This is a genomic window from Embleya sp. NPDC050154, from assembly GCF_044460165.1.
Taxonomy (GTDB): domain Bacteria; phylum Actinomycetota; class Actinomycetes; order Streptomycetales; family Streptomycetaceae; genus Embleya.
Window position 1 is genome coordinate 518,604 of sequence record NZ_JBITJP010000004.1, and the last position, 26,975, is coordinate 545,578.

Annotated in this window: 28 protein-coding genes and 4 pseudogenes; 14 read left to right on the plus strand and 18 right to left on the minus strand. The window is 70.6% G+C overall.

From position 1 onward, the window contains the following. Positions 1-256: 256 nt before the first annotated feature. On the plus strand, positions 257-412 hold the full coding sequence (locus ACIBSV_RS11625) for a hypothetical protein (protein WP_395861713.1): 156 nt from the start codon (positions 257-259) through the stop codon (positions 410-412). 616 nt (positions 413-1,028) lie between these two features. Here ACIBSV_RS11625 and ACIBSV_RS11630 read toward each other — a convergent pair. Beyond that, entirely contained in the window at positions 1,029-2,291 is a 1,263-nt protein-coding gene (locus ACIBSV_RS11630) for an epoxide hydrolase family protein (protein WP_395861715.1), read from the minus strand. 63 nt (positions 2,292-2,354) lie between these two features. Here ACIBSV_RS11630 and ACIBSV_RS11635 point away from each other — a divergent pair, with 63 nt between their 5' ends. Continuing rightward, entirely contained in the window at positions 2,355-3,311 is a 957-nt protein-coding gene (locus ACIBSV_RS11635) for a helix-turn-helix transcriptional regulator (RefSeq protein ID WP_395861717.1), read from the plus strand. A gap of 108 nt (positions 3,312-3,419) precedes the next feature. After that, a pseudogene (locus tag ACIBSV_RS11640) lies at positions 3,420-4,062 on the plus strand (ATP-binding cassette domain-containing protein); the annotation flags it as partial. Between the two features lie 178 nt (positions 4,063-4,240). Here ACIBSV_RS11640 and ACIBSV_RS11645 read toward each other — a convergent pair. Beyond that, the gene (locus tag ACIBSV_RS11645) at positions 4,241-4,867 is read right to left on the minus strand and encodes a helix-turn-helix domain-containing protein (protein WP_395861718.1); all 627 of its coding nucleotides are present in this window, start codon (positions 4,865-4,867) and stop codon (positions 4,241-4,243) included. 38 nt (positions 4,868-4,905) lie between these two features. On the opposite strand from ACIBSV_RS11645, the gene ACIBSV_RS11650 reads away from it, so the two are divergent. The 3 genes from ACIBSV_RS11650 to ACIBSV_RS11660 all read left to right on the plus strand — a co-directional run bounded on the left by ACIBSV_RS11650 (position 4,906) and on the right by ACIBSV_RS11660 (position 7,104). Beyond that, complete coding sequence (locus ACIBSV_RS11650) at positions 4,906-6,177, plus strand: MFS transporter (RefSeq protein WP_395861720.1); 1,272 nt, start codon at positions 4,906-4,908, stop codon at positions 6,175-6,177. Between the two features lie 340 nt (positions 6,178-6,517). Further along, positions 6,518-6,730 carry a hypothetical protein gene (locus ACIBSV_RS11655; RefSeq protein ID WP_331765759.1) on the plus strand — a complete coding sequence of 71 codons (213 nt, stop codon included), beginning with the start codon at positions 6,518-6,520 and terminating at the stop codon, positions 6,728-6,730. 2 nt (positions 6,731-6,732) lie between these two features. After that, positions 6,733-7,104 carry a fic family toxin-antitoxin system, toxin component gene (locus ACIBSV_RS11660; protein WP_395861722.1) on the plus strand — a complete coding sequence of 124 codons (372 nt, stop codon included), beginning with the start codon at positions 6,733-6,735 and terminating at the stop codon, positions 7,102-7,104. A 1,053-nt stretch (positions 7,105-8,157) separates the two neighbouring features. Here the strand turns inward: ACIBSV_RS11660 and ACIBSV_RS11665 are convergent. The 3 genes from ACIBSV_RS11665 to ACIBSV_RS11675 form a co-directional block, all read right to left on the minus strand. After that, complete coding sequence (locus tag ACIBSV_RS11665) at positions 8,158-8,592, minus strand: DUF6892 domain-containing protein (protein ID WP_395861724.1); 435 nt, start codon at positions 8,590-8,592, stop codon at positions 8,158-8,160. 283 nt (positions 8,593-8,875) lie between these two features. Further along, positions 8,876-9,439: a transposase gene (locus tag ACIBSV_RS11670; RefSeq protein WP_395861725.1), complete on the minus strand. Its 564-nt coding sequence runs from the start codon at positions 9,437-9,439 to the stop codon at positions 8,876-8,878. A gap of 142 nt (positions 9,440-9,581) precedes the next feature. Then, positions 9,582-10,034 carry a hypothetical protein gene (locus tag ACIBSV_RS11675; protein WP_395861727.1) on the minus strand — a complete coding sequence of 151 codons (453 nt, stop codon included), beginning with the start codon at positions 10,032-10,034 and terminating at the stop codon, positions 9,582-9,584. Between the two features lie 527 nt (positions 10,035-10,561). Here ACIBSV_RS11675 and ACIBSV_RS11680 point away from each other — a divergent pair. Continuing rightward, a pseudogene (locus ACIBSV_RS11680) lies at positions 10,562-10,852 on the plus strand (N-acetyltransferase); the annotation flags it as partial. 118 nt (positions 10,853-10,970) lie between these two features. Further along, positions 10,971-11,933, plus strand: a complete 963-nt coding sequence (locus tag ACIBSV_RS11685; RefSeq protein ID WP_395861729.1) for a GNAT family N-acetyltransferase — start codon at positions 10,971-10,973, stop codon at positions 11,931-11,933. A gap of 238 nt (positions 11,934-12,171) precedes the next feature. On the opposite strand, the gene ACIBSV_RS11690 is transcribed toward ACIBSV_RS11685, so the two are convergent. The 3 genes from ACIBSV_RS11690 to ACIBSV_RS11700 all read right to left on the minus strand — a co-directional run bounded on the left by ACIBSV_RS11690 (position 12,172) and on the right by ACIBSV_RS11700 (position 14,397). Then, positions 12,172-12,795 carry a TnsA-like heteromeric transposase endonuclease subunit gene (locus ACIBSV_RS11690; protein ID WP_395861731.1) on the minus strand — a complete coding sequence of 208 codons (624 nt, stop codon included), beginning with the start codon at positions 12,793-12,795 and terminating at the stop codon, positions 12,172-12,174. Next, positions 12,792-12,998, minus strand: coding sequence for a hypothetical protein (locus ACIBSV_RS11695; protein WP_395861732.1), 207 nt, complete (start codon positions 12,996-12,998; stop codon positions 12,792-12,794). Before ACIBSV_RS11695 ends, ACIBSV_RS11690 begins: the two co-directional genes overlap by 4 nt. A 574-nt stretch (positions 12,999-13,572) precedes the next feature. Next, complete coding sequence (locus ACIBSV_RS11700) at positions 13,573-14,397, minus strand: EamA family transporter (RefSeq protein WP_395861734.1); 825 nt, start codon at positions 14,395-14,397, stop codon at positions 13,573-13,575. A 204-nt stretch (positions 14,398-14,601) separates the two neighbouring features. Here ACIBSV_RS11700 and ACIBSV_RS11705 point away from each other — a divergent pair, with 204 nt between their 5' ends. Beyond that, positions 14,602-15,210, plus strand: coding sequence for a TetR/AcrR family transcriptional regulator (locus ACIBSV_RS11705; protein WP_395861736.1), 609 nt, complete (start codon positions 14,602-14,604; stop codon positions 15,208-15,210). Positions 15,211-15,430: 220 nt separating this feature from the next. Here the strand turns inward: ACIBSV_RS11705 and ACIBSV_RS11710 are convergent, their stop codons facing one another. The 6 genes from ACIBSV_RS11710 to ACIBSV_RS11735 all read right to left on the minus strand — a co-directional run bounded on the left by ACIBSV_RS11710 (position 15,431) and on the right by ACIBSV_RS11735 (position 20,501). Further along, positions 15,431-15,754 (minus strand): transcriptional regulator, encoded by a 324-nt coding sequence (locus ACIBSV_RS11710; protein WP_395861738.1) that lies wholly within the window; start codon positions 15,752-15,754, stop codon positions 15,431-15,433. Further along, positions 15,751-16,212, minus strand: a complete 462-nt coding sequence (locus ACIBSV_RS11715) for a hypothetical protein (RefSeq protein ID WP_395861740.1) — start codon at positions 16,210-16,212, stop codon at positions 15,751-15,753. Before ACIBSV_RS11715 ends, ACIBSV_RS11710 begins: the two co-directional genes overlap by 4 nt. A gap of 713 nt (positions 16,213-16,925) precedes the next feature. Next, positions 16,926-17,381, minus strand: a complete 456-nt coding sequence (locus tag ACIBSV_RS11720) for a hypothetical protein (RefSeq protein ID WP_395861741.1) — start codon at positions 17,379-17,381, stop codon at positions 16,926-16,928. After that, positions 17,368-17,901 carry an integrase gene (locus ACIBSV_RS11725; RefSeq protein WP_395861743.1) on the minus strand — a complete coding sequence of 178 codons (534 nt, stop codon included), beginning with the start codon at positions 17,899-17,901 and terminating at the stop codon, positions 17,368-17,370. The genes ACIBSV_RS11720 and ACIBSV_RS11725 overlap by 14 nt, the downstream gene beginning before the upstream one ends. Continuing rightward, on the minus strand, positions 17,894-18,484 hold the full coding sequence (locus tag ACIBSV_RS11730; RefSeq protein WP_395861745.1) for a hypothetical protein: 591 nt from the start codon (positions 18,482-18,484) through the stop codon (positions 17,894-17,896). The genes ACIBSV_RS11725 and ACIBSV_RS11730 overlap by 8 nt, the downstream gene beginning before the upstream one ends. A gap of 277 nt (positions 18,485-18,761) precedes the next feature. Next, the gene (locus tag ACIBSV_RS11735) at positions 18,762-20,501 is read right to left on the minus strand and encodes a TraM recognition domain-containing protein (RefSeq protein WP_395861747.1); all 1,740 of its coding nucleotides are present in this window, start codon (positions 20,499-20,501) and stop codon (positions 18,762-18,764) included. Between the two features lie 1,070 nt (positions 20,502-21,571). On the opposite strand from ACIBSV_RS11735, the gene ACIBSV_RS11740 reads away from it, so the two are divergent. Further along, positions 21,572-22,228 (plus strand): TetR/AcrR family transcriptional regulator, encoded by a 657-nt coding sequence (locus tag ACIBSV_RS11740; protein ID WP_395861749.1) that lies wholly within the window; start codon positions 21,572-21,574, stop codon positions 22,226-22,228. Positions 22,229-22,271: 43 nt separating this feature from the next. Next, positions 22,272-22,634 (plus strand): DUF4267 domain-containing protein, encoded by a 363-nt coding sequence (locus tag ACIBSV_RS11745; protein WP_395861751.1) that lies wholly within the window; start codon positions 22,272-22,274, stop codon positions 22,632-22,634. A gap of 245 nt (positions 22,635-22,879) precedes the next feature. On the opposite strand, the gene ACIBSV_RS11750 is transcribed toward ACIBSV_RS11745, so the two are convergent. Further along, positions 22,880-23,113 carry a hypothetical protein gene (locus ACIBSV_RS11750; RefSeq protein WP_395861753.1) on the minus strand — a complete coding sequence of 78 codons (234 nt, stop codon included), beginning with the start codon at positions 23,111-23,113 and terminating at the stop codon, positions 22,880-22,882. Here ACIBSV_RS11750 and ACIBSV_RS11755 point away from each other — a divergent pair. Next, positions 23,105-23,691, plus strand: a pseudogene (locus tag ACIBSV_RS11755) (site-specific integrase); the annotation flags it as partial. The gene ACIBSV_RS11750 and the pseudogene ACIBSV_RS11755 sit on opposite strands and share 9 nt — an antisense overlap. A gap of 238 nt (positions 23,692-23,929) precedes the next feature. After that, complete coding sequence (locus ACIBSV_RS11760) at positions 23,930-24,496, plus strand: hypothetical protein (protein ID WP_395861755.1); 567 nt, start codon at positions 23,930-23,932, stop codon at positions 24,494-24,496. A 184-nt stretch (positions 24,497-24,680) separates the two neighbouring features. Here the strand turns inward: ACIBSV_RS11760 and ACIBSV_RS11765 are convergent. The 3 genes and pseudogenes from ACIBSV_RS11765 to ACIBSV_RS11775 all read right to left on the minus strand — a co-directional run. After that, a pseudogene (locus tag ACIBSV_RS11765) lies at positions 24,681-24,863 on the minus strand (Tn3 family transposase); the annotation flags it as partial. 43 nt (positions 24,864-24,906) lie between these two features. Further along, positions 24,907-25,713, minus strand: coding sequence for a hypothetical protein (locus ACIBSV_RS11770; RefSeq protein WP_395861757.1), 807 nt, complete (start codon positions 25,711-25,713; stop codon positions 24,907-24,909). A 297-nt stretch (positions 25,714-26,010) separates the two neighbouring features. Next, positions 26,011-26,190 carry a hypothetical protein gene (locus tag ACIBSV_RS11775; protein ID WP_395861759.1) on the minus strand — a complete coding sequence of 60 codons (180 nt, stop codon included), beginning with the start codon at positions 26,188-26,190 and terminating at the stop codon, positions 26,011-26,013. A gap of 292 nt (positions 26,191-26,482) precedes the next feature. Here ACIBSV_RS11775 and ACIBSV_RS11780 point away from each other — a divergent pair, with 292 nt between their 5' ends. Beyond that, positions 26,483-26,893 (plus strand): VOC family protein, encoded by a 411-nt coding sequence (locus ACIBSV_RS11780; RefSeq protein ID WP_395861761.1) that lies wholly within the window; start codon positions 26,483-26,485, stop codon positions 26,891-26,893. The last annotated feature ends 82 nt before the right edge of the window (positions 26,894-26,975 follow it).

Sequence of the window (26,975 nt, forward strand, 5' to 3'; positions counted from 1 at the left end):
GGCTTCCGATGGTGCGCAATGTGGCGGTGGCGGTCGGCCGTTCGCGCAGGGCACGCGGCGTGTCACGTCGGACACGCCGGGGACCACCGCCGAGTGGCGGGCCCGTTCCGGAGAAGCCAAACGGCGGCGGTCCGCCTCGTGGTTCGGTCCTCGCACGTTCCGTGGAAAACGGGGTAGACGCCGGTCGCGTCGACGGAAGGACCCGGCGGCGCGCTCGGATTGCGGTCCGGTGACCGCCTGCGCGAAGGGGATGGGCATGGGTTTCGATGTAGCGGCGATCGCGGGTCACGGTGCGTTGTCGGCGGGGAGCCGACCGGACGGCCCGAGTTGGTTCCCGTACGCGTTCGTGGCGCTGTGGGTGGTCCTCGCGATCATCGTGATCCCGCGCTTCCTCAAGAAGCGCAAGCGCTGACCCGAAGGGCACGCGGCCGACGCCTCGAACGGGGGGAACCGCCGCGGGCGCGGCGGCGCGGGTCGGGCCGCGACCGAACGCCGGGTGTCCGGGACGACCGGCCAGTCGTCGTGGCCGCCCGCGCTCGTCCGGCCAAGACCGGCCCGACTTCGCCGGCGGCCCCGACACGATGGACGAACGGATCCGGGCAGCCCTGCACACCATGCGCAAGCGGCCGGAAGGCGACTGGGGCGCGGCCGACACCGCCCGCTCGGTGCATCTGTCGACCTCCCGGGTCGGTTCCTCCATCTCTTTTCCGAGAACGCGCGGACGAGCTTTCGCCGGTACCGATTGTGGACGCGCATGATGCACGTCGCGGCCGCCGTGGCCAGAGGCCAGGATCTGACCACGGCTTGCCTCCGTCGGCGCCGGATTCGCGGCGCCGTCGCACTTCAGCGACAGCTTCCGCGCCATGTTCGGCCTCAACGTCGGCAGGCTGCTGTCCTCGGGCACCGGCATCGTCGTGGTCGACCGGGACTGAATCCGGCACCGCGATCCGCATCCTGAACTCCGGGCCGATCCGATGCGCTTCGGCGCTTCGGCACCTGCCGGCACCGGGTGACGTTCCACGACTGCCTCAGTGGAGCTTCCGGAAGAACGCGCGGACGTCGGCGACCAGAAGGTCTGGGGCCTCCATGGACAGGAAGTGGCCTCCGCGGTCGAGTTCCTTCCAGTGCACCACATTGTGGTCGCGTTCGGCCCACCGGCGGATGCTTACGTCGTGGGCGGAGACCAGGACGCCGGTCGGTACGGTGCCACGCTCGGCGGCCGGCCGGGATTCGCTGCCGCCGTCCGTCCCGTCGTCGTATTCTTCGGCCGGGTCGTCGAGTACCGCACCCCAGGAGGTGGTCTCCTTGCCCGACTCGGCCTCCCAGTCGCCGTCCCCGCTCCAGGAGTTCGCGGAGATCTCCTCGTAGTACACCTGCGCGGCCGACGCGGCGGTGCCGGTGAACCAGTAGAGCGCCACATCGGTGAGCATGCGGTCGCGATCGACGCTGTCCTCGGGCAGGCCGTCCTCCGGGTCGGTCAACTCCTTGAACTTCTCGACGATCCAGGCGAGTTGACCGACCGGCGAGTCGTTGAGGCCGTACGCGACGGTCTGCGGCCGCTTGGCGTTGCACTGCAGGTAGCCGTCGTTGAAGTCCTGCATCGCCTGCCAACGGCGCTGTTCGACGTCGGTGAGGCCCTCCGTCTCGCCCTCCAGACCGATCGGGAAGGTGATCAGGGCGTTGACGTGGATCCCGACGACGTGTTCCGCGTCCTGCCGGCCCAGTGCGGGGGCGACCCACGCGCCGGTGTCGTAGCCCTGGACCCCGTAGCGCGCGTACCCGAGGCGGGACATCAGCCCCGCCAGCACGGCGGCCATCCGGGCCGCACCCATCCCGGGTCCGGCCAGCGGCGTGGAGAAACCGAACCCCGGCAGTGACGGGACGACCAGATGGAACGCCTCGGACGGGTCACCACCGTGCGCGCGCGGGTCGGACAGCGGCCCGAAGACGTCGAGGAAGTCCACCACCCCGCCCGGCCAGCCGTGCAGCAGCATCAGCGGCAGCGCGTCGGGCTCGGGCGAACGCACGTGCAGGAAATGGATGTTCTGCCCTTCGACGGTGGTGACGAACTGCGGGTGCTCGTTGAGCGCGGCCTCCTGCGCCCGCCAGTCGTAGGACGTTCGCCAGTACTCGGCGAGCTCCTTCAGATACCCGACCGGCACTCCTCGGCTCCAGCCGACCCCGGCCACCTCGTCCGGCCAACGAGTGGCCGCCAGACGCGCGTTCAGATCGTCGAGGTCGGTCTGCGGGACGTTGATGCGGAAGGGGCGTACGCCCTCTGTCGTCGTCATGCCGATCACGCTACGACCCACTTGGGACGATCCTGTTCCTAAGCTTCGGGCAGTGTTGTCCTCATGTTGGAGACCTCCGCGCGACTGCTCAAACTGTTGTCGCTACTGCAGACCCACCGCCACCAGTCGGGCGCCGAACTGGCCGAACGCCTCGGGATCACCCCCCGCACGGTCCGCCGCGACGTGGAACGCCTGCGCGAACTCGGCTACCCGGTCCACGCCACCCGGGGGACCGCCGGCTATCGCCTCGGTGCCGGGGCGACGCTGCCGCCGCTCCTCCTCGACGACGACGAGGCTGTCGCGGTGGTGATCGGACTGCGCACCGCGGCGGGCGGATCCGTGGCCGGTATCGAGGAGACCTCACTGCGGGCGCTCACCAAACTGGAGCAGGTCCTGCCATCCCGGCTGCGATACCGCGTCCAAGCCCTGCACGCCGCGACGATCCGGGCCGGCGTCGCTCCCACGCCGCAAGTGTCGCCGAACACGCTGATGGCGATCGCCGACGCCTGCCGCCGGCACGAACGACTGCGCTTCGACTACGCCGGCCCACGCGGCGGCGACTCCATCCGAACCACGGAACCGCACAGCCTCGTCAACTTCGACAGGTACTGGTACCTGGTCGCCTGGGACACCGACCGCCGGGACTGGCGCACCTTCCGCGTCGATCGGCTCACCCCGCGCACGCCGATCGGACCGCGCTTCGCGCCACGGGACCCGCCCGACGGCGACGTGGCCACCTACCTCGCACATCGACTGTCCTGGCGAACCTGGCCCTGTCAGGCGACGGTCACGCTGCACGAGTCCGCCGAGACGATCCTGCGACGCATCTGGCCCGGCATGGGCGTCGTCGAACCGCTCGACGACGGCAACTGCCTGCTGCGCCTGGGCGCCGAAACCCCCCGGGACCTGGCCTGGATGATCACTTCGGTGGACGTCGACTTCACCCTCGACGAGGCGCCGTCCGAGGTCGCCGACGCGCTCCGCAGCCAGGGCGAGCGCTGCCTACGCGCGGTGCGATAGCGCCGGGATCACCTCCGGAGGGCGGTCGCCGTCGCGTGCGGGCGTCGCCGGAAGCCGAGGAGGCGATGGTCGAGGCGTGGGTCATCCGACATACCGGGTGCGCGCCAAGATGTTCGCCTCGACCTCCGAGGGCTCCCCGAAGCCGAGGTGCCGGAGGGCCGCCAGGTCGTGGCGCTGCCGGGCGTCGGGCTTCGGTCGGGCCGCGCGTGAAGCTCGACGTACGCGGTCCCGAGCGCATCGCGCTGCTCGGCCGCAACGGTGCGGGCAAGACAACGCTGCTGCGGAGCATCGCGGGGCTTACCGAGCCGCGCACCGGCGAGGTGCGGCGGGAGGTGCCGATGCGCTGCCTACCGCAGCGCCTGGACCTGTTGTTCGACGACCTGACCGTGGTGGAGAACGTCGGCCGTTTCGCGCCGGGTGCGAGCGACAACGAGATCCGCGCGCGGCCGGCCCGGTTCCTCTTTCGGGGACGGCGGGCCGACCAGCGGGCGGACTCGTTGTCGGGCGGCGAGCGGTTCCGGGCCACGCCGGCGGCGCTGCTGCCGGCCGAGCCCGCGCCGCGGTTGCTGATGCTCGACGAGCCGACGAACAACCTCGACATGGCGAGCGTGCGGCAGTTGACGACCGCGCTGGAGTCGTACCGGGGTGCGCTGATCGTGGCGAGCCACGATGTGTCGTTCCTGCGCGGCTCGGCATCACGCGGTGGCTGAACCTCGACGAGCGGGGGCTGACGGCGGTGGATCCCCGGTAGTGCGGGCCTGACGCGCGCCGTCACGCGACGCGGCGCCCCGACCGGGACGGCGGGGCGCCGCGGCGGGCGCGTCCGCGGGTCGGCTGCCCGGGACCGGCAGGACCAGGGCGCAGGTGCACTGCGGGTTCGCCGGATCGAGCGCGCCGAGCACCTCGCGCAGCGCGACGCCGTTCGCGGGCTACCAGGCCACGGTGCCGCCCTGGGACGCGGCGTCGCCGATTTCCCGGTAGCGGGGGTCGGACACACCCGCGTAGACCACGGTCATGGTCAACCGGGCCGGCTCGGCGCGGGTGTTGCGGTACACGTGTGGCCGATCGCCGCGCATCCGCAGCGCGTCGCCGGGGCCGACGGCGAACGTCGCGCCGCCCACCTCGACGGTGACCGTGCCCTCGTGCACGTGCAGAAGTTCGCGCGTACCGGCCGGGTGCGCGCCTGCGGACACCTCGTCGTGGGCCGCGAGGCACAGTTCCCACAGCTCGGTGAACGGCACGGTGGTGTCGTTGATCAGCAGGCGGAACACGCTCTCCCGGCCGCCGGGCCGGGTCGGCGCGTCGTCGCGGCGGGCCACGTGGCCCAGTTCCTCGGGCGGCTCGACCAGCCGACCGATCGGGATGCCGAGAGTGGCCGAGATCCGGGCCAGGGTGGCGATGCTCGGGTTGGTTCGGCAGGTCTCGATCTGCTGGAGCATGTTGCGGCTCACTCCGGAGCGCCCGGCGAGTTCCTCCAGCCGCCAGCCCCGGGCCTGCCGGGCGGCGCGCAGATTGGCGGCGAGGGTGGAGCCGACGGCTTCGGCGGGATCGGTCATGGCGTGATCGTGTCCTCAAGGTCCAAAATACTGTGTCTATGACACATGATAATGGTTACGGGCGGGGCGCCGGGCAAGACGCGACCGAGGTCGAGATCGGCGGAGGCCACGCCGACGTCCGGGGGCGGCGTCGGGTGTGGCGGCTGCTCGGGGTGGGGCTGGTCGACTACCTGGGCGTGGGGTTGTTCGTCGCGTTCTCCGCCGTCTACTTCACCCGGATCGTCGGCCTGTCCACCGGCGGCGTTGGCCTGGGTCTCGGGCTGGCCGGACTGATCGCCCTCGGTACGGCGGTGCCGATCGGCCGGCTTGCCGACCTCGTGGGGGTACGTAACACCCTGGTCGCCCTGCACCTGGCCCGCGCGGCCGGCACCGCCGGCTACGCGGCCGTCGGCGAGTGGTGGGGCTTCCTCGTCGCGGTCACCGTGGTCACCACGGCCGACCAGAGCGTGTCCGCGCTCACCCAGGCATTCGTGGCCGAACTCGCCGACGGCGCCGACCGGGTGCGCACCCTGGCCGCCTACCGCACGGTGGCCAACCTGGGGATCAGCCTCGGCGCCCCGCTCGGCGGCCTGGCCGTCGGCCTGGGCGACGCGGCCGCGTTCCGCGCGGTCGTGCTCGTCAACGCCGCCGCGTTCGTGCTGGTGGCCGGGCTGCTCGCGACGATTCCGGTGCCGCCGGCCCGGGGCGCGGCGACGCGAGTGTCCGGATGGGGCGCGCTGCGCGATCGGCGGGTGTGGGGGTTGGCCTCGATCGACACGCTGCTCCAACTCTGGCTGCCGGTGCTCAATCTGGGCATCCCGCTGTGGCTGACCACGCGCGGCGGGTTGTCCGCGGCCTGGCTCGGCGCGCTGTACGCGGTCAACACCGTCTTCGGCGTGGTGTGCCAGATGCCGGCCGCGCGGCTCGCGGTCTCGGTGCGGGCCGCGCGGCGCTGCCAGGTGGCGGCCGGCGCGCTGCTCGCGGCGGCGTGCGTACTGCTGTGGTCGGCCGAATGGGCCCCCGCCGCCGTGGTGTTCCCGATCGGCGTGGTGCTGCTGTCCTGCGGCGAGGTGATCGCGGTGTCCGCCGCCTGGACGTTGTCCTACGCCGTCGCGCCGGACGACCGCCGGGCCGAATACCTGGCCGCGTTCGGCATGGGTCGCTCGGTCGGACGCCACGTACTCGGCCCGGTCCTGATCACCGCACTGCTCCAGGCAGTGGGCGGCGTCGGATGGGGCGTACTGGCCGCCCTGTTCGCGAGCGCGGGCATCGGCACGCTGTTCGTCCGCCTCCCGCCCGACCGCTCGTCCGCCGACGCGCGCGAAGCCTGAGCGGCGCGTCGTGCGCACGGCCGCGCTGCGCCGGTCCTGATCAACCACCACGACCGTCTCGGGAGTACGTGCGAGAGTACGCGAAGGAGCACGCATGGATCAGGCCCGCTTCGGGATCACCGTTCCTCGGAACGCCCCGCTCACCGAACACCCCCCGCCTCGTGCCCGCCATGACCCGGGCCGGTCTCCTCATGCCGGACGGGAGCGGCTTCCACGAGGCCGGACTCGACGACGATCCGCAGGAGGAAGCAGGTGGAGCTCCGGTGTGGGATCGGTGTCTCGCCGTTGCCCGTTTCGTCCTCGATTCCCTGTGCTGCTATCAGGTGGTAGCTTGCCGGGTATGGCGAAGACTCAGGTGAATCTCCGGTTGGAGGAGGCCGCGGCGGAGATGGCGCGCCAGGCGGCGGAGACGCGGCACATTCCGGTGAACGAGTACGTGGAACAGTTGATCCGCACGGACAACGAGCGTCTGCGCGAGACGTTCCTCGCGGGCGCGCAGGAGGTCCTGGACGGCTACGGTGACCTCCTGGACGAGATCGAGGCGCGCGGGTGAGCGTGAGTGTCGATCTGGCGTGGATCCTCGAGGTCGCCCGCCGCGCGGGGCGCGACGACCCGGCCCCGGACGACTACGGCGTGCCGGTCGCGGCCGTGGAGCGGCATCGGGCGGTGATCGCCGGACAGGACGTCTACCACGGCACCTACGCCAAGGCCGCCGCGTTGGCGCACAGTCTGGGCCGGATGCGCTGGCTGGAGCGCTCGAACCTGCGGGTGGCCGTCGCGGTGGCGCACGGCTACCTCTCGGCGTGCGGCGTGCCGGTCAAGCTCACCCAGGCCGGAGTCACCGCACTCGCCGACGAGTTGACCCGCGCCTCCTCCACCGCGGCGAGCGTCGCGGCCGTCCTCAAGTCCTGGGACACCGCCGACTGAGCCCCTGGGCCCACGTGCCTTCGGCGATGTCGGCGCGTGGGTCGGGGCTGGGAGCTACCTGCGAGAGGAGTTCCCGGGCGAGGCTTTCGGCACGGTGAACGCGGTGCCGGACGAGAGTTCGTCGCGCTGGAACGACCCCGCTCTGCGATCACGCGCGCTGTTCCGATGTGGACGTGCGCTACCCGGCATCGGTTTGCGTGGCGGGTTGTCGAGCGAAGGCCCATGCCGGGTGTTCCGCGATTGAGGAAGCGGAGGTGGCCGGTCCAGGCCGTGTCGGGCAGGGGCGAGGGTTCGTGGATCGGGACGTCCCCGGTGGCGTCGATGTCGAAGCCCCGGCGAAGCCGACCGGCGGAACGACGTGGCGTTCGATGGTCTCCGTGATCGGAGTCCAGGCCAGGAAGGTGTGCGCGAGCCAGGACATCGGCCTGCGGTCGAGCCGGACCGGGGAGTCGAACAGCGTCGGGGCCAGACCGAAGTAGCAGTAGGGCGAGCGGGAATCGGGGAAGACGGAACGGGTCCATCTCGGGCGACAACGACTGGATCATGTTCGACCCGGCCAACCTCCACGACACCGCCGCCATCGGATACCGACTGGAGTTCCCGACCCGCCACGCCGCCGACCAGGCTCCGCTCGCGCAGGGCACAGGCCTCGCGGCGCACGACGTCGGCGGACACGGCATGCGGGTTGCCGAACCGGTGCAACTGCGCGGTGGTCGCCACCCGTATCGACGCCAGACTCAAAAGCACACCCTGCGCCACGGTGACACCCACCGACCCCACGCACACCGACCCGGCCTGCGGTGTGCCGATGCCCGCGATCAGCGCGGCCAGCGTCGACTTGCGGACAGCACCGGCGCTGTGGACACGGCGGTCGGTGACACGGCCACGGGCGCGACCGGCCGCACGGGCACGGCCGGGCCGGGAGGCGTGGCCGAGGCCGTCGGGGGCGCCGGAGCGGCCGTAGGCGCCCGCGTGACGTCGGTGCGCGGTATTCCTCGGCTGGGGCCCTTGAGGGCCTCAGCCGAGGCGGCGGGCGACGAATGGGTGCCGGGCTCAGTCGGTGTCGATGCCGCGCGCGGCGAAGACCTCCGCCGCGTCCGGCACCGCCAGGACGCCGTCCCGCACGAAGGTGACCGCCCGCAGGTTGGGCAGCAGGTCGAGGTCGTCGAGCGAACGGACGTCGAACAGATCGTCCTCGCCGTCCCAGGCGGGGGCACAGTGCCGGAAGACGTCCGCCCCGGCGTCGAAGCACAGTTCCTCGACGCGGGCGAGCAGCTCGGCCGGGATCTCCAGGGCCTCGAAATGAGCCCGGGACTCCGGCAGCACCTCCTCGTAAAGGCCGTTCCTCAGCACGTAGGACGCGGCGTCGCGGATCCCACGCTCGGCCAGCCGCCCGGGCAGGTCGTAGACCGGGAGAAGCCGCTCACGGCCGTACATGAGCTTGTCGATGACGAGCAGCTTGAAGTTGAAATCGCGGAACTGACTCATAGGGCTTGAGTACCACGGAGGTACGACACGGGCCCCCACCCGACCTCCGGCCGAGTGGAAAAGGCGGCGGACCGAGCCGTCCCCCGGCCCGGCCCGCTCAGGCCCGCCGCCTTCGTCGGGACAGCGTGGCAGTTCTGGGACCGAGGACGTTCCTGGGCGCTGGCCGACGACCGACCCGGAATCGGCAAGGCCGTCCGGGGCGGGCCACGCCGACTGTGGGACGAGGTCGATGCCGCCCTGCCATGGCATGACGAACGCCGTCTCCACGGCTTCGACTTCGGCATCACCGTCGTGCCCGGCCGGCAATGGGCCGGGGCCGAACGGCCCGACCGTTGTCGGGATGTGTAGTCCACCCGGGCGTGCGAACCACGGCAGTCACAGTCCGCTGCCCTCGGCGGGGGCGGGCGGTCCTGGTGATGCTCTGTAACAGCCTCGGCCGGCCCGGGATCATCAGGTGCTGGTCCCGGCCGCGGCCACAGGTGTGGCAGAACAGCCTGTCCGCGCTGGTGGGGGCGTCCGGCCGCAGCCAGTTGCCACGTCCACGGCCAGGGCGAGCCGGTCGTGGGCGGCCCTGGGCTGGGGCAGCGCGGCAAGCGTTCCGCCGCAACCTGCCGGTGTCGAGACGGCCGCGGTTGAGAGCGTCGTACCGCGCGCCGTGCCCGCGGCGGTGCTCGGCAAGCAGCGTCGATTCCACCGGCGTCGTCACCGGCCCGTCCGCGCACAGCAACGCGCCCGTGAGTTCGCGCAGTTCGTCACGCCGCGCGGTCCGACACGCGAAGAAGTCCTCCCGGAAGTGTGGCGCTTGCGCGAACGGCTCGCTCCGAACCTCGTGGTACAGCAGACTCATTCCCCCACGGCCTTCGTATCGATCGCGTGTGTCCTTGGGCGGAGCACACGATCAGACGAAGACCGTGTCACTCGTCCGGCGAACTCCCGGACGAGTGACCCCGTTCGAGGCATCGTTCGAGATCAGACCATAGAGCACAAGCTCAGGGGGCCTCCCACACGGTGACCTGCATGCGTAGGGGTGCGCCCACGGCGGGGGGTGTGGTCAGCCGGAGGTAGGCGGTGCGCCCTTCGTCGGTCAGGACGCAAAAACTCGACCCCAGGACGGATTTACCTCCCGTGTGTGTGCCGCGCTTGCCGATCGCATCGTTGCATTGGGCGGGGGTGGGAGGGGCGGCGTCGACGGGGAGCACGGCCAGCGTCGGGGTGGATCCGGTGGTCAGGAGGTTGGGCGCGCCGACGCTGTAAGCGAACACGATGTCCGCCGCCTTGTTCGATTGGGTGGCCAGCGGGGGGCTGGTGTCCAGGTCGAGGTAGCTGGTCGAGACGTCGACCGTGACCGTACCGGGGCCGAAAGCGATGCGGGGGGCCGGGGCGGCGGGCCCCGCCGTCCCGGGCGCGGATGCTCCCGACCCCGACCTCGAGGGGGTACTCACCGGCGGAAGCTGTGGAACGGATGTGCTTGCCGGCGGAAGCTGTGGGGCCGGCGCGCCGCCCGTGGTCGCCGAGGAGGACCCGGCGTCCGAGCCGCCGCCGCGACTGACGGCGATGGTGACGATGATGCCGATCAGTGGGATCGCGATGCCCACGACCCACCAGGCCCACCTGGGGTGCGGAGGGTGAGGGGGACCATAGGGCCCGTGGTTTCCCGGCTGGCTGGACAAGTTGCCTCCGTGGAACGTGGGGTCGGTCGGCGGCGGCACTCTATCCAAATGCTGCGCCCAAGCGAACGTCGTCCTCGCCGGAGGCGGGCAACGGCCGACGTGGCGAGCATGGTCGATCCGGGGCGAATCGGCTGTGTCGGACTGATACATCCACACATCAGTGACACACGAAACCGAACATCCCAGCGACACCACAACCGAACCTCATACGCGGACTGGTGGTGCGGCGAACACCCCACCGAACACCGACGCGACGTCCTCACCCGGTTCGTCCAACGCTGGCTGCCGGCCTGCGGCTCATGACGTGGCTGCCTGTCGACTTCGTCCATCCGGTCCGCGTGGCGCTGCCCGGCCATCATCTCCTGCGTCCGATCAGCGGTGCCGACGCCGAGCTCGACCACCCGGCCGTGATGGGCTCGCGGGAAGGTCTGTGGTCCATCTGCGGCGCGGCCTGGGGTTGGCCGGTGGCCACGGTGACGTTCGAGCAGGACCGGGTGGACCTGGTCCGGCACGTGGACGAGATCGCGGCCCACAAGTCGTTCAACCATGCGCTGTTCGACGACGTGGGCACGGCCCTGCTCGGCTGCGTCCAGGACGAGTAGCGGGCACGCACGTCGAATACGACGCGTGCCGCGCCGACGCGGCGGGCGCGAACGGCCGCGGACAATTCGCTGGGCCGACCGACGACGTCCTGACATCATCTCGACCATGATCGACGACTTGCCAAGGGGATTGACCGTCCGCCATCCGGTCGCCGAGGATCAGCCACGGATCCTGGCGGTGCTCGATGCCTGGTGGGGCGGCTTCCAGGGGGAGGCGGGCTCCCGAGAACGCGCCCTGCTCCTGCCCCGGCTGTATTTCCAGCACTTCGCCACGACCAGCTACCTCGTCGAACGCGAGGGCGAACCGGTGGCATTCCTTGTGGGGTTCCACTCGCAGAGCCGACCCGATGTGGCGTACATCCACTTCGTGGGCGTCGACCCCGCCTGGCACGGACGCGGGATCGCGAAGGCCCTGTACCTGGGCTTCTTCGACCAAGCCCGCGCAAGCGGGCGGCGGCATGTGCACAGTGTCACCAGCCCGGGCAACGAGGGCTCCCGACGATTCCACGAACGGCTCGGCTTCGAGACACTGTCCGACGCCGGCGATTCACCCGTCCAACCCGACTACGACGGCCCCGGTCTCGACCGGGTCGCGTTCATCCTGGACCTGACGCGGCACCGGGAAACCGGCAGCACCGGCGACGACACCGCCGAGACGGACGCGAACACCGCCGAGACGGACGCGAACACCCGCCCCCGTCCCGTACTTCGGCTCACCGTCCTGGACCACGTGTTCGCGTTGGAGCATCTCGCCGACGACCGCGAACCCCGCGACGACGCGTGGCACGCCTTGGTCCGCGCGCCCGAGGGGCTGACCGTCGTGCGGAACGCCTCCGCCGACACCCCCGCGGCACAGCGCTGGATCGGCCTGTACGACGCCGACGCACAGCACGGCCTGGACGTGCCCGGGCTGCTGGCCTCCCTCGTCCAACCCCTCGCCGAGGCCGCGGTGCCGGTGTTCGTCTGCTCCACGTACCACGCGGACCTCCTCCTAGTGCCCGACCCGCACCGCACACAAGCCCTCGCCGCCCTGCGCGCCGCGGGCCACGAGGTCATCGACTCTCCCTGACGCCGCAACGGCCCGCCGGATCGAACGCGACGGCATCCCCGAGTTGCTCAAGGCACCGGCTGTTCGGCCGTGCCGGCTCCAAACCGCCACACAAACGGGTACTGCTCACCTGACCCGACCAGAACGCTGCTCCGAAAGCCGGCGGGTCGCCGTCCCCCGCTCGGGGAATCCGCCGAGCCGTACGCGGCGGGCGACGGATCCGTTTGCCACGACGCCCGGCGGCGTCGGCGATCGGCGATCACCTACCGTCCGGCCGACACCACTGGACGAACCCATCCGCGTTCATGCCGGCAGCCCCACCGGCACCGCCTGCGACCCGAACCTCCGCGCCCAAGACCGCGAAGTCCGGACCGGTGAACAGATACCCGGCCAACGCCACCTCGTCGATCCCGTTCTCGCCGACCAGGACGCAGCACTGCCCGGACAGCCCGACGACCTGCCGCCGCGCTCCGCGGAACCGCACACGCGCCCCCAGCCCCCACCGCGACCACCGGCCGCCCCGCCGTGCCCCGTTCGCCCCGCCTCCCCACAACGCAGGGGTGCCCTCGGCGCCCGCCACCGACATACGCACCAAGACGTGTTCGGGCAACGGCTCGTCCAAGGACACGGACAGTCGCGAGTGCCACAGGGCGTGAAAGACGCAGGGGAGGACCTCGATCGGGTCGCCGACGGCTTCGACGCCCTCGATCAGCGGCCGCGCCCGTGTGAACGCCTCGAGTACCGAGGCCGTCAGCCGGGGCCGACTCCCGTTGCGGGGATGCCGGTACCCGGCCGGCCACCGCAGGTTCGCCGCCGACACCGGATCCGACGGCTCGAGCCGCCGATATGACCAGCCGACGGCCTCGTACGCCGCTGCTGTCACCGCTGCGGCTTCGACACCCGCTCCCCTCCGGCCTTGGCCTGGCTCGGGCAGTCGGCCAACAGTGCGGTGCCGTCCGCGTACCGGACGAACACCTGCGGGACCCACGACCGCACCCGCCCGTCCGCCGCGTCGCGCCACGGCAGCCGCACGGGCCGCCCCTCCATGCCCACCACCCGCGGATCACGGCCGGCGTCATCAACCACGTGCGCATCGCGTTCGATCCCGCGGACGCATGCCGCCCCGTGGTCGACGACCATCACAGCCCCCACCGCTCCTCCCGATCATGGGGCGGGGTTCTCGGGTTCTCGGGCGATGGCGGCGAGAGCGTCGTGTCGGTGGGCCGAAGTGCCGGTGCGCGGATGCGTGAGGTTCGCATGCTCGTGTGAGGCCGGCTCCGGGGTTGATGCTGCCCGTCACCTGGTGACCCGACGCCGGCCCGGGCGGCGGACCCGCCGCGCGGTCATCCGTCGGACGAAGCCGCTCGGCCCAGCTCCGGAACAGACGCGCGACCTGCTGGAGGCCACCGACCGCCCAGACGCCGAACGGCCACGCCGACACCACGGGCGCCGACGACCGCGAGGCGCATTCGAACGCGTACGCACCTACGAGCAGACCACCACCCACAGGTCGACAAGCTCCACGCACAACTCGGCCGCGCCGAGGAGTTCGCCGAAGCCCTCCGCACCCGACCGGCACAGGGCACACCCGCCACAGATCGCTGACTCGACGTCGCGGCGCTCGCCGTAGCGGCGGACGGGTTGGTTGCAGGCGGCGCCGTCAAGCGTTCCCGTCGGCCGACGGCGGTGTCCCCGCGCGCCAGGTGACCGCCGCACCGGACGCGACGATCAACGTGATACCGGCGAGTGCGGACGGGGGCAGGCCCTCGCCGAGGGCTATGACGCCCACCAGGGTCCCCACCACCGGATCGAGGGCGAACAGGACTGCCACCACCGTGGCGCCGGCGAGTCTGACGGCGGTGAAGTCGAGAGTGAAGGCCAGAGCCACTCCGAGGACGCCGGACAGGCCGACCAGGACCCACTGACCTGCCTCCACCCGCGGCACGGCGGGCCCGGAGAAGGGCAACAACACCGCCGAGACCGCCACGGACAGGCCGAGGCCATGCAATCCCGCGTCGGCCCGGCCGACTCGCTGCGCAAACACGGTGTACAGCGCCAACGCGAGTGCCGAGAGCAACCCGAAACCGATCCCGAGCCACTCGACACTCCCGCCGGGCCGAGTGACCAGTACGACGCCCACCAGGCCGACCAGGGGAAACAACGCGTCACGCCGAGTCCGGACCGACGAGACCGCGACCGCGAACGGGCCCAGGAACAACAAGGCGGCCGCGACGCCGAGCGGCAGCCGGTCCACCGCACCGTAGAACGCCACATTCATGCCGGCCATCGCCGATCCGTACGCGAGGATCCCCGCCCATTCGCCCCGACCACGCCCCCGCACCCTCGGCCGCACCAGTACGCACAGGACGAGCGCGGCGGTCGCCTGACGCAGTCCCGCCACGGCCGGCACGCTCAACGCGCCGAAGAGCCCCGACGACAGCGCGGCCGAGGTCTGCACTCCCAGACAGCTGACGAGCACCAACACGGCGCCGACGAACGGACCCCGCCGAGCGGAACCCGACCGCGACCTCCTCGTTCCCGATCCCGACCCCGCTCCTGCTTCCGCGCCTGTTTCCGCTCCCGAGGTGCCGGCCATATCCACCCCTCGGCCGGTGCGACGACCCGACTCGACCTCGACGCCCTGCCACTGTAACGATCGTTTCAGTGTAACGAGCGTTATGGTACAGGCATGGCACAGGACTCCCGGCCCGACCCCGCCTTCGACCCCGCACCGAAACCGGACGCGCCCCCCAGAACCCGACTGCTCGACGCCGCCGACGAACTCTTCTACCGCGACGGCATCGCTCGAACGAGCGTCGACCGAGTCCTGGAGCAGGCGCACGTCTCACCCGGCACGCTCTACGCACACTTCGGCGGCAAGGACGGTCTGATCGCCGCCGCACTGCAACGCCGCCTGGACCGCTGGGACCGGATCTGGCAGGAGGCCGTCGACGCCGCGGAGACGCCCACCGGCAAGCTGCTGGCACTCTTCGACGCCGTCGCCACCTACCGCAACCGCCACATCCCCGCACGCGGCTGCGCCTTCCTCGCGACGGGCACCGAACTCCCGTCGCCGGAGCACCCGGCCCATGCGGTACTCGCCGCAGAGTCGGCGCTGCTCCGCACCAGGCTGACCCTGCTCGCGAACGCGGTCGGCGGCCCGGCCCCCACCGCCCTGGCCGCGGATGTACTGCTCGTGTACGACGGCGCAATGGCCGGCCTGTTGCGCGGGTGGGAAACGGACCCGCTCGCCCACGGCCGAGCCGTGGCGGCCCGACTGATCGCGAACGGCCGCTGATGGCGAGCGGAGCCGGCGCGCGGCCGGCGCGCGGATAGCGACGCCTTGCGCGTCGTGCCGGACGAGAGCGCCATGGTCGCGGCAGGACGCGGGAACGCCATGGCCTCCAGGCTCATCCACCGCGCCCACGGCCGCCGGACTCGGGTGCGCGTTCGACCGGAGCCGTTCGACAGGGCGTGCGTCGGGCGCGTGGTGCGCCGAATACGTGGCCGCGCCCGCGTCAGGAGCGGGTAGCGGGACTCTCGGTGGGCGTTGTGGCGCCGGCGACGATGGCCTGCAGCGCGGCGACATGCCCGTCGAAGGCGTCCCGGCCGGCACCGGTCAGGCGGGCGCGCACCTTGCGGCGACCGCTGCTGAGGCGGCGCTCGGTGGTTACGTACCCGGCCTCTTCGAGGGTGGCGAGTTGCTTGGACAGCGCCGATTCGGAGAGCCCCAGTCGGTCTTTGAGGTAGGCGAACTCCGCCCAGTCGGCGGCGGCCAGCGTCGCCACCAGCGTCAACCGGGTGCTGGGGTGGATCAGTTCGTCGAACCGCGGCGCCGTCATGCCCGTGCCCACCGGCGCAGAACGCTCAGGATGTCCGGTCCGCCGAAGCCGATGACGGCTGCGACCAGCACCGCAGCCCAGATGCCGGCGTGCTCCGCGCCGTCGGCGTCCAGTGCAAGCGCGACGGCGATGGTGGAGCCGACGAGCACGACCAGCATGCCGATCACCACCAGCGGGGTGCGGCGCCCGGCGACGGCCGCGCTCACCTGCACTCGGCCGGTGCGTCGGCGTCCGCCGAGCAGGCGCGTCGCGACGATCGCGTGACCCGTGCCGAAGGCCGCGGCTGCGATTCCGCCCAGCCACGGCCATACGCTGCCGAGCACACCCAGCACGGTCCAGGCGGCGGCCATCGCCCACCAGTAGCCGCGGGGCAGGCCGACTTCGTCGGCCACGCGGCGCTGGGCACGGTCGACGACGTCCAGCGCGGCGCGGGCCTGCTCCGGAGCGGTGTCGGTCATGATGGAACCTCACTTTCCTGGTGGGAAAGTAAGCATCCGACTTTCCCACTGGGAAAGTCAAGGGCCATCAGACGGGCGAATCGGCGTCCGAGGCCGCCGGGCGGCCCCGGTATCGCGCAATCGGCGCCGCTCGTTCCCGCTTCCGGTGGCTCGGGGATGGAACGTCGGGAGTGATGTGGGTCGGCGACGGGGGGCGCCAGGACCTCCGCGGTCGGCACGACGAGCGTCCCGGCCTCGGTGGCGGGTTCGTGCCGCCGAACCGACAGGCGGGTCGTCTCATCCCGAGAACCGATGCCGCGCCCATCGGTTCCGTCGACGTCCCGACGCGGGCCACGTGTCGGGGCGGGCGGGTAGCGTCCGCGGCTTCCGACGCGTGGTGGGAGGTCGGCCCGGGGAACTTCAGAGAATCCGCATCGACATCAACACTCTGCGACCCGAGGCCTTCCGGTACTACTTCCGCAGTTTCGCGTACTACAGCCTCGTCGCCGAGGGATCGTCCGACGACGTCGGAGGTTGGATGGTGTCGGCACTCAGGCCACCCGGCAACGCCCACCCCCGGGCTCGACGCCGAACTCGCGGCGTTGACCGAAGAGGAACGGCGGTGTTCGACGCTTGGTCATCACACCCCGAGGCGCGGGCGATGTCCTCTCCCATCGGCCTACCGCGACCCGACCAGCTGTCAACAAACCACCGCTGGCGCTGGTAGGTCCAGATCATGTGGTGTCGGAGCCGATTGCCGATATTAGAGCGTCCAAGGCGGCATCGTAATGGCGAAGTTCGAACCGGAACGGGCCGAACGCCGTGTAGTCGCGGGTCTTGCGGTGGGGCTGCTCGAAGGAGTCCCAGATCACGAGATCTGCTGTCACGGTGATGCGGGCCATGAGTGGCCAGCAGCCCCACTCTCCGCATTCACAGCCGAGCAGAGGCGTCCCCGGCCCCATCGCGTCGGTGGACAGTCCGCGGAAGTGGTCCTCCATCGGCCCGAACCGGTAGAACTGCGGAATCAGACCACCGTATGCGTTCCCTGCGGGCGTCATCCCGGCAGCGATCTCGAAGCTGTCGATCAGCTCGGTGAGTGGTGCTCCGTCGATGCGGGGGACGATCACGAGCACGCTGCCATCGCCACGCTGCTTTCGTCGGCAGTCGAACCGGATCTCATTGGTGGTCATCCACTGATTGTCCCGGCGCAGCTGTTCCTTCCTCCGCCCGGATTGGCTGAGCTGGGGTTCTGCGTGGCATGCCGATGTTGATCGCCGTGGCGTTGACAGTGCGTCGGTCCATTTGAGTGAGCTTGTCCTCGGCGCCGGCCAGGCTGACACGGAGACCTTCCACCTCGCCGATCCAGCCTTCGCGTTCGGCCTCGGCAATGCGGTCGGTGAGGTTGTCGCGGATCTCGACCAGCCGGCCGCGTTGGGCTGGGTCCGGACGGAGGAGTGAACATTTGACACATGCGTGCTCATGAACACAAGGGGTTGAAAATGCGCGGACGCAGGTACCGATGGACACCGTGCGCTTCTCGAAGTGCGTGAGGAAGGCGACCCATTCTTCCTCGGTGGGAATCCGGTACTCCTCGCTGGGCCGGGTGGCCCGACGGCGGGCGATGAAGGCCCGGTGCGCCTTGATCGACTCGGCCGGATAGACGGCTAACGGTGGAGTCAGATATTGGAACTCTCCGAATACCTCAGCCATTGCGGACCCAGTTGGTGAACTCGTTGGCCAGGTCGGGAGGGTTGGCGTGTTCTGTCCACCGCGCAACGTCGTCGTAGTACTCCAGTTCGTGGATGAGGATAGGCACTGGGCGGCCCAGAGACTCTTGGATGACGCCGGTGGCGTGGAGTTCGGCGGCGAGGTCGATGCAGGCTTCGTTGAAGCGTGCATCGATCTGCTGGGCGAGCCGCTCGGCGGCGGTCGTCCAGTCAGCTGCGACGGCGGGTTCGGCGTACCAAAGTCCGGCTTCCCTGATCCAGTCCTCGCGCGCACGCGCCCCAGCGGGATCGTGGGAGCTGTCGCCGATCACGGCGAGCTCGTTCTGGAGCCAGAAGGCATAGTTCCAGCGTGCTTCGGCCAAGTCGGAGGGGCGGCCGGCTGGTTGATTGCTGACTGCTTCGACCTGGGTCTCGGTGTTGTAGCCGATCGTGAGGATCGGTCGCCGGGGATCGTCCCGCTCGTGGTCGATGTAGAAGGAGACGGCGTAGATCTCGCGTGTCTCGGCGATGGGGACGGCGGCGATTGCCTGGCCGGCTGAACGTCGAAGGTGTTCGTGGAACGTCATGAGCGGCGTGGCGCAGCGCGTCGGGACGTAGCAACAGGACCCGCACCGATCCCACCACGCGCCCGACGCAGGTGTGTCCAACCTCCCCGGTCCGACCCAAACGCCGCCGAGACCGTGAACTCGGGGCGCCGAAGCGGGCCCAACCGCTGGACCCTCTTCTCCTCGTCCCCGTCCACGGGTCGACGGGCCATCAGAAACTTCGGCACCACACTCGCCCCCGGGCAGCCGAAATACCACTGTTTGACCACTGCTTACCCGCCCAAAGCGGAACCTGGCACTAGGCCGGCGTGGTGGCCAGTGCGTGTGCCGGGTCGTAGGTGGCGATGGAGCGGCGGATGTCGTCCGCGTACTCGGTCTCCCACCACGGCACGGTGCGCACCAGTGTGGGGCGCGAGCCGCTGATCTGGACGAAGGCCCGGCCGCGGGGCATCGACATCAGGTCGGCCGCGTCCAGCACGGCCTCCGGCCGGGAGGCCCGGCTGATGCCGCGGTGGTCGCCGAACTTGTGGCTGGTGCTGGTCGTTCGCGGTTCGAAGACACCGGCGGACTTGGCCAGGTTCTCCAGGAACGACACGTCGGAGACGCCGCCTCCGTAGACCCGGATGTTCGCCGAACCCCACAACTTCTGCATGCCGTTGTCGCCCCACACCGAGACCCCCTGGGCCCAGGACTGGAGGATCACCATCACGATGACGCCACGCGAACCGAAGTGGGTGTACTTGTCGGGAAGCGCCTTCCAGGGGCAGACGTTCGCGGCCTCGTCCAGGACGAAGAGCGCCGGGATCGGGAGCCGCCCGTTGGGCGAGTCGCGGGAGTAGTTCCCGGCTTCCTCGGCCAGGATCGTGGTCAGCGCCATCACCAGCGGGGAGGCGATCTTGTTGCTTTCCTCGGACAGCAGGTAGAGGGTGTCCGAGGGCGAGCGGACGAACGCCTTGAAGTCGAACTCGGGTCGTGAGGGGTCGCTGCCCGGTGTCACCCATTCGTTGATGTTCTCGGCCACCAGGAACGAGGCCATCTGGATCGCGGTGCCGTAGACCCCGGCGCGCTGCCGGTCCGGTTGGCCGATCACGGACTCGACGGCCTCCGCCGGGAGACGGTGGCCGGCGTCGCGCAGGATCCGTACCGGTGTGTCGTCGGTGGGGCGGGTCAACCACACGTACACCTGGGTGATCGGACGCCTGTCGATCGAGGCCGCCAGGAGCAGGTTGGCGAACAGGTCCTGGGCGGCGGGTTCGAAGTAGGCGTCGCTGCGCGCGTGGTCCTGGCGGTTGGCGGAGACGAAGCGGGCGGCGAGTTTGACGGCCTTGACGATGCTGTCCTCGACGTAGGACAGCGGGTTCCACCAGAACACCGGTTTGCCGCCCGCCTGGTTCTGCGGGTCGAAGATGTAGACCGTGCCCTTGGCCTCGCGAATGCCACGCGTGGCGTCGACCACGTCGCGCTTGTTGGAGGTGACGACCACCGCGCCCGGCGCCGCGACGATGTTCGGGATGGCCCTGGTTGCGGTCTTACCGGTACGCGGACCCCAGATGTCGACGTGCATGTCCTCCCACGAACCCCACAGTTCGTCCCCGCCCCGCACCGTCCGGCCGATGAACACACCCGGCGTGGTCCCCTTGGCGACGCCGAGCTTCTCCGCCGTACGCCTCACCTGAGGCGTCAGGGACGGTCGTAGTTCCTTGGGCGAGGCCAGGTAGCGGTTGGCCATGTCGATCCGCTCGCGACTGCCCCTGGACTTGCTCCGCACCGACCACCCGATCATCGCCAGGACGAGTGCTCCGAGGACCTCGACGAGCAGGAAGACAGTCGCCAGGGCACCCGGCCATCGGTAGTCGCCGATGATCAGACGCACGCCCAGGACGAGCGGATTCGGACCGGGATGCTCGGACGGCCCCCCACCCCACGACGCCGCCAACCACGCCATCACGTGCAGCGCCACCAACATGACGATGCCGAACAGGAAGACCAACGCCTCGAGTTCGATGTTGGGCCCTCTACGCCTTTGTGTGGCGCTCATGCGTTACCCCTTGATCCGGAATGCGGCGATGGCGGTACCGGTCGGTGGTTCATGTGTCGTGTCGCCTTTCCGCGGGCGGCACGGGACGCAGGTCGCGGCGGCAGGGTGTGGATGTGGTCATGCCGCGGTGGGTTGGTCGAGGAGGCTGTGCCGGGTCGGTCCCATGCGAGTTCGGCGCGCGCCTTGGCGCTGCTCGCGGCCCGGTCCACCATGAGTGCCTCGCCCATGACGTTCCAACACCGCTGTGCGTCGGCCGGGTTCCAGTGCTGAACCTGTGCGCCGTGCTTGTCGGCCGCGGCCTTGGCGGCGTCCCGCACCGGCACGGGTTCTTCGTTCGCGCCGAGGTGGACGGAGCCGGCCGGGGCGCGCTCCACCGCCGGGGCGTACAGGTCGCCGAGATCGTCGGCGTGGACCACCGCCCATCGATTCGACTCGTCGCCGAAGTGCCGCACGACCCTTCCGTCGTCTGTGGCTTGGGGGACAGGAGCAGCGGAACGTAGCCCGCCCCGCCGTAGTCCAGGCCGGGTCGGATCCGGACGGTACGCACTCGCCTCGACGCAGCCTCGACGAGGATCTCCTCGAGCGCCGGGTGCCAGGCCACCACCATCGGCGGGGCGAGCGGAGAGTCCGCGGTCAACGGCGTCGACCCCACATTCCCGCGCAGCCACAGGCCGCCGGTGTAGACCAGCGGCCTGTCGTTCCCGTGAACGCCTCGACCGGGGCGCCGACCGCTATTCGGTCGAGTTCGCCCGCCCGTTCGTCGTTCCTCGACGCCGCGTGCACGGCGGCGTCCACGCTGCCCATCGGTCGGCGCACCGGCCTCGAAGAGGTCCGCGGTGAACGTCTCGACGCCTTCCGGCGTGGGGGAACGGCCACCTGAGGTGGTGGTCCCGACGACTGCGTGGCCCTGCCGCAGCAGTGACCGCGTGACGCGCTTGCGATCGTTCCGGACGCACCGGTGACGAGTGCACGCATGGTTCCCCCGTTTTCTAACAACGTTAGATTTCGAGAGTAGATCATCCTCTCCGGCTTGTCTAACATCGTTGGAAAGCGAGGACGAGGAGCAGCGAATGCCGGCGGGGCAGTACAGGATCAAGGGCACGGCGGACCAGCGGGCCCGGGCCAGGCACCAACTGCGTACCGAACTGCTGACGGCTGCCCGGGAGATCGCAGACGAGTCCGGCGGCTTCGAGAAGGTGACCATGCGCGCGGTCGCCGACCGGGTCGGCTACACCGCACCGATCCTCTACCAGTCCTTCGCCAACAAGCAGGCGCTCCTGATCGGACTCCTCGACGTCGGCTTCGCCGAACTGGCCGACCGCCTGGGCCGAGCCCAAAGCCCCGAACTCCCACACGGCAGCACGAGCGCACTGGGCCCGATCGCCGCCGCCTACTGGGAGTTCGCCTCCGGCAACCCGCACCTGTACCGGCTCATGCACAGCCTTCCCGACGTCCCGTTCGGGACCCCGGACGCCCCACCCTCGGCGGCCCGATGCTTCGAGGTCCTCAAGACCGCGGTCAAGACGGCGGCAGCGGACCACCCCGCCACCGCCTACGACGACGACGCGGCCACCGACCTGCTCTGGGCCCAGATGCACGGCCTCGTCAGCCTCATGCTCGACGGCCGCATGAAAGGAGGCCCCGCCCGCGGACGCGATCTCCTCCAAATACTGACCGACACCTTCACCACGGCAACGCGCACACAGGCCCCGCACTCAAGCCGCTGACCCGGCGCCCCGGGGTCTGTAAAAGAGAACGGTGTGACCCCTGGTGGTTGGGTTTGGAAGTCGTTGGGCACTGGGCTGGACGATGCTCGCCATGACCTTCATCCCGGCCGGCGACATGACGATCGTGCTGAGCAACGACGGCTCCGCCGCCACGGCCCTCGGCGTCCACGGCCCGACCGCCTGCCTGGTGGCACTGACCGCCGGCCTGCTGCTGCGCGAACGCCCGGCCCAGGCAACCACCCCCGCGCCCACCCCGACCACCCCGCGCGTGAACGTCCCGGCCCATACGTTGACCCCCCGGGCCAGGCTCCCAAGGTGCAACGCTGGGAGGAGCGGATACGTGTGCAATCGGACCAGGTGCGCGATCCCGGCGGGTACGCGTTCATGGTCGATGCGTACGCGGTGACGGGCCTTCCGTCCGGCGGCCGGCCGAACCACCGCCGCCGTTGACGCGTTCCCTCGACGCCGGCGCGTCGATCACCGGACGGGACGTCGCGGACGCCGACCGGAAGTTCGCCGGCGGTCGGGACGTTCGGGAGTACGCCCACTGCGGCTGTGCCGTATAGCGGTCCTCGGCACGGGTGGTCGACCGACGTCCCGCCGCGCGGCCGCGCCGAGGATTCGGCGGGCCGCGGGGTCGCGGGGTCGCGGTCAGGCCCGGTGACCGTCGTGCGCGGCCCGGGGGGCGAGTTCGCGAAGTCGGGCGGCGGTGTATTGCAACCGTCGGGCCTCGATCACCAGTTGCTCGGCCGCAGGGGATCCGTCGGCGAACCAGCCCGTGGCCTCCATGGTCATGCCGAGGGCCACGCCGGTGAGGTAGGCGGCGACGTGTGGCAGGTGGTCGTCGATCCGGCCGTCTTCGAGCGCGGCGGCGGCGAGGTCCATCTGCGGGAGAAGACGCTGTGGCGGATGCTCTACGAAACCGCCGGGCGGGCGGAGGAGATCCTCGGTGCGGACATCGAGGACTTGGACCTCGCCGCTCGCCGCTGCCCCGTCAAGGCCAAGGGCGCCCGAAGCAAGGCTCGCCGCCGGGGCCAGGCACGCGAGGATTGTGTGCTGGAGACCGTCTCCTGGGACGCCGGCACCGCCCGGCTTCTGCCCCGGCCGCTGCGCGGCCGCACCCACGGCCCGGTATTCGTGACCCACCGCCGCCCCGGCCTGCGGAAGGTCGTCAACCCGCGCGACGTGTGCCCGGACACCGGCCTGGCTCGCCCCTCCTACGGCCAGGCTCGCGCCCTGCTGGACGAGCACACCGGCAGCGCGCGGTCCTGGAACGGGCTGGGACCTGCACGAGTACCGCCATTCCCCTGACCCGTCTCGGTGAGCAGGGCGCCTCCCTGCTGATGCTGATGGCGAAGTCCCGGCACAAGAAGCCGAAAAACGTCCGCCGCTACTTCAAGCCGTCCCCCGAGGCGATCGCGGAACCGACGAGCCTGCACGCGCCCGGCGACGCGCGCCGCTGACCCTGCCGGTGCTCGGCCTCGTCGAGCAGCGCCATCAGCTCCGCGGACCAGCAGCCGTCTGTGAATGCGCGGCCGGAGTTCGCCGTGCCGCGACTATGCGGGACATGCGCGCGTGGTCGACGACGTCCGTGGTCGCGGCCGGTGTGAGCAAGCCGTCCGGCATCCATAACGCGCAGGACTGGGCCGGCTCCCGTCGCCGCGATACCCCACCACGATGCCCGCGGTGGAGGATGAACTCATGGACAAGCCGAGCACACCCCTGGCCGCAGCCGCGGTAGGCGAGCGGTTGAACGCATGGGCAGACGAACCGCATCGGATCGTCGCCTTGCTTCCGGACGGCCCGCGAACGCACGGCGAGGCGCTCTGGGATGCACTGCAACCCAGCGGCCTGCTCCAGCGCACGCCTTCCAAGTACCCCTACGACGTCCGCCCGCGAAACCCGGCCGCGATGAACGCCGCACTGGGCCGCAAGGTCCCCGCCGAAGACGCCGCCCTGTGGATCCAGGCGACGTTGATCAACAAGCCGCCGAAGGACGACGGGGACGCCAGGGCGGCGAGAGCAGGCGCCCTGGCGCACGACTTGGCGGAATTGCTGGGCCCTGACGCCGACTGGCGATCCAACGGCGGCTATGGCCTGCGTCATGATCCACGCGGAAGGCCTGTCCCCGAGGACGAGTCGCTGACCTTGTCCGGCGGGCACTGGGCCGGATGGTGCGTACCGGTCACCACCGCCGACACCGACGCGGCGATCGTCGGCCGGGGAGCAGGCCATTGCCTGGTCATCGTCACATGCGAATTCGGATGAGTAGATCGGGGCCAGAAGCAGAGCGCCCGATCGGCCGGGTCGAGGGCCTCCGTGGTCGCCTGCTCCGCGTTCTCTCATCTCCCTCTCCCCGCTCTCGCCGACGCCCTGTTCACCGTGCGGTCTGTGCTGGTCAACGAGCCAGGTCCGGGGAAGGCCCGGTGCGGCTTTCCCCGGCCGGCCGCGGTCACTCGTCGTCGGTGGCGTGCTTGTCGTGCAGGGACCGCAGGCCGCCGGGCAGGTCGGGGAGTTGGAAGGAGTACCGCCCGAGCACGTTGATGTGGTGGCGCACGAACGGCGAGAGCCGGGCGACGTCTTCGTCACGGACCTCGAAGTCGTCGGCGCGGAGCCGGGTGAGGGCGGCGTCCACCGAGTTCCCCACCCCAAGGCGAAGGCGTGGGCGGCTCGTCGGGTCACGCCCAGGCGGGTTCGTGGTCGTGAAGTCCGTCGAACTGCACGTGGTAGACGCCTTCGGTGATGAGCCGGGAGGACCTGCCGACGAGGCGGGCGACCACGGGCGACCACCGGGTTTCGTCCGTCCGGAGGACGTTCTCCAGCACCCGGATGTCGGTGAACTCCATCCCTGAGAGGTCTTCGCCCGAGACGTCCACGGTTCGCTCGAACGCCCGACGCACGTGATTGGCCGCTATTCCCTCTGCCTGCTGTGCGGAATCGCGCAGACGGGTCATGTGGCGGTGCAGCGGGGCCAGAACGCGCAGGGCGCCCAGGGGCTGGTCCTCGGTGGTGCTCCGCTGCTTGGCCACGTGGTCGAACGGCATCGCCGCCCAGTCGAGTTCGGCGAACGCCGGCTCGTCCGCTCTGTCTCGGAGGTCGTCCCCCGCGATGCCGTTCCGCAGGATGCGAACGGGACGTCCGGCGTCGAGGACGATCCGGCTCGCGCGGCCGATCTTGCGGTCCCAGGCATCCTCGATCGCGTCGAGGGCACGGGCGTTCTTCGCGGGGTAGCCGAGGAGCCGCAACGCCTGGCCGCGGTGGTCGAAGGCTTCGGCGGTCGCCCGGGACGGCGCGGGATCCAGGATGCGCGAAGGGCGGTCCGTGGGGTGCAGGGCGAACAGGGTGTCGAGGGGGTTGGTGTGGGCGCGGGCGTAGGCGAAGTATTCGGTGACGGCCCGGGACGCGGCGTACCGACTTCGATCAGCAGTCCGGTGCTCAGATCCACCAGCCTGCTGCCGTCGGGCAACGTGCGCGCCTGCCGGCATGACTCGCGCTGTCGTTCCGGACGCAGGGCCAGTCGGCCGCGCAGGGCCCGGGTCGGCGAGGGCGACCGCGGCGCCCAGAACGGCGAGGGTCGCGGTGACGGGTTCCACGGGGCGGTGCCTCCCCGAGACGATCGCGCGATCCGGGACCGTCCCGACACGCGCCGCCTGGCGCCGCAGGTGCCGCGAACGTCCGGATCATCGAACTGCTGACCACCCTGACAGGCCAGGACCCGAACTCGCGCTGTCCGGGTCCCGGGTCGCTCGCCGCGATACTGATCCGGCGACGCGCCCCGGGGGCTATCTCCTGAACGCGGCGGGGAGGTCGTAGCGGGCGATGAGGTACCCGCCGTGTTCGTCGTCGTGGCCGACCGCGCCGGCCGCGACCAGGCGCCGTGCGGCGTCGAGGACCTGGTCGACGTCGGTCGGTGCGGTGTCCTCGCCGGGCAGCGGGATCGGCCGCTGCTCCAGGCACAGCAACCCCGGAGCCGAAAAAGCACTTCCTATGAGAACAGACTCCGCTGGCGAAGTCGTTTTCGTGGTCGAGGGAGCCGTCCAGGCGATGGCGGTCGGGATGCCGGCGGTGCGGCGCGCGCGTCGATCAGATCCCCTCGGGGCTCGAAGGGACCGCTTGCTGCCGACGGCTGACGGGGCATCGGGTGCACCGTCGCGGGAAGCGAGTGGGCTGCGCGTGACATGAGCGTCCAGGTGTGTCCTGATCGATCAGGGATCGAGAAGCGCGGTCCACGGAGCCGGCTCTAGCCTGCTCGCCATGGACATCACCATTCACACGACTTCTCTTCCGCACGACGACCCGGACGCGTCGCTCGCCTTCTACCGCGACGTCCTCGGCTTCGAGGTTCGCAGCGATGTGGGGCAGGGCAGGATGCGTTGGATCACGGTCGGCCCGGTCGGTCAGCCGGGTACGTCGATCCTTCTGGCGCCGCCTGCCGCCGATCCCGGTGTCACCGAGGACGAGCGCCGCACGATCACCGAGATGATGGCCAAGGGCACCTACGGCTGGATCCTGCTGGCCACCCCGGACCTCAACGCCACGTTCGAGAAGGTGCAGGCCGGTGATACCGAGGTCGTCCAGGAGCCGACCGAGCAGCCGTACGGCGTCCGCGACTGCGCGTTCCGCGACCCTGCGGGCAACCTGGTCCGCATCCAGGAACTGCGCTGAGCTGTGGGGGTATTGCTGTGGCCGTGTGGCCGACATCGCGACCACCCATAAGGAACGCGGCGGCGCACCGGAGCGGATGTGC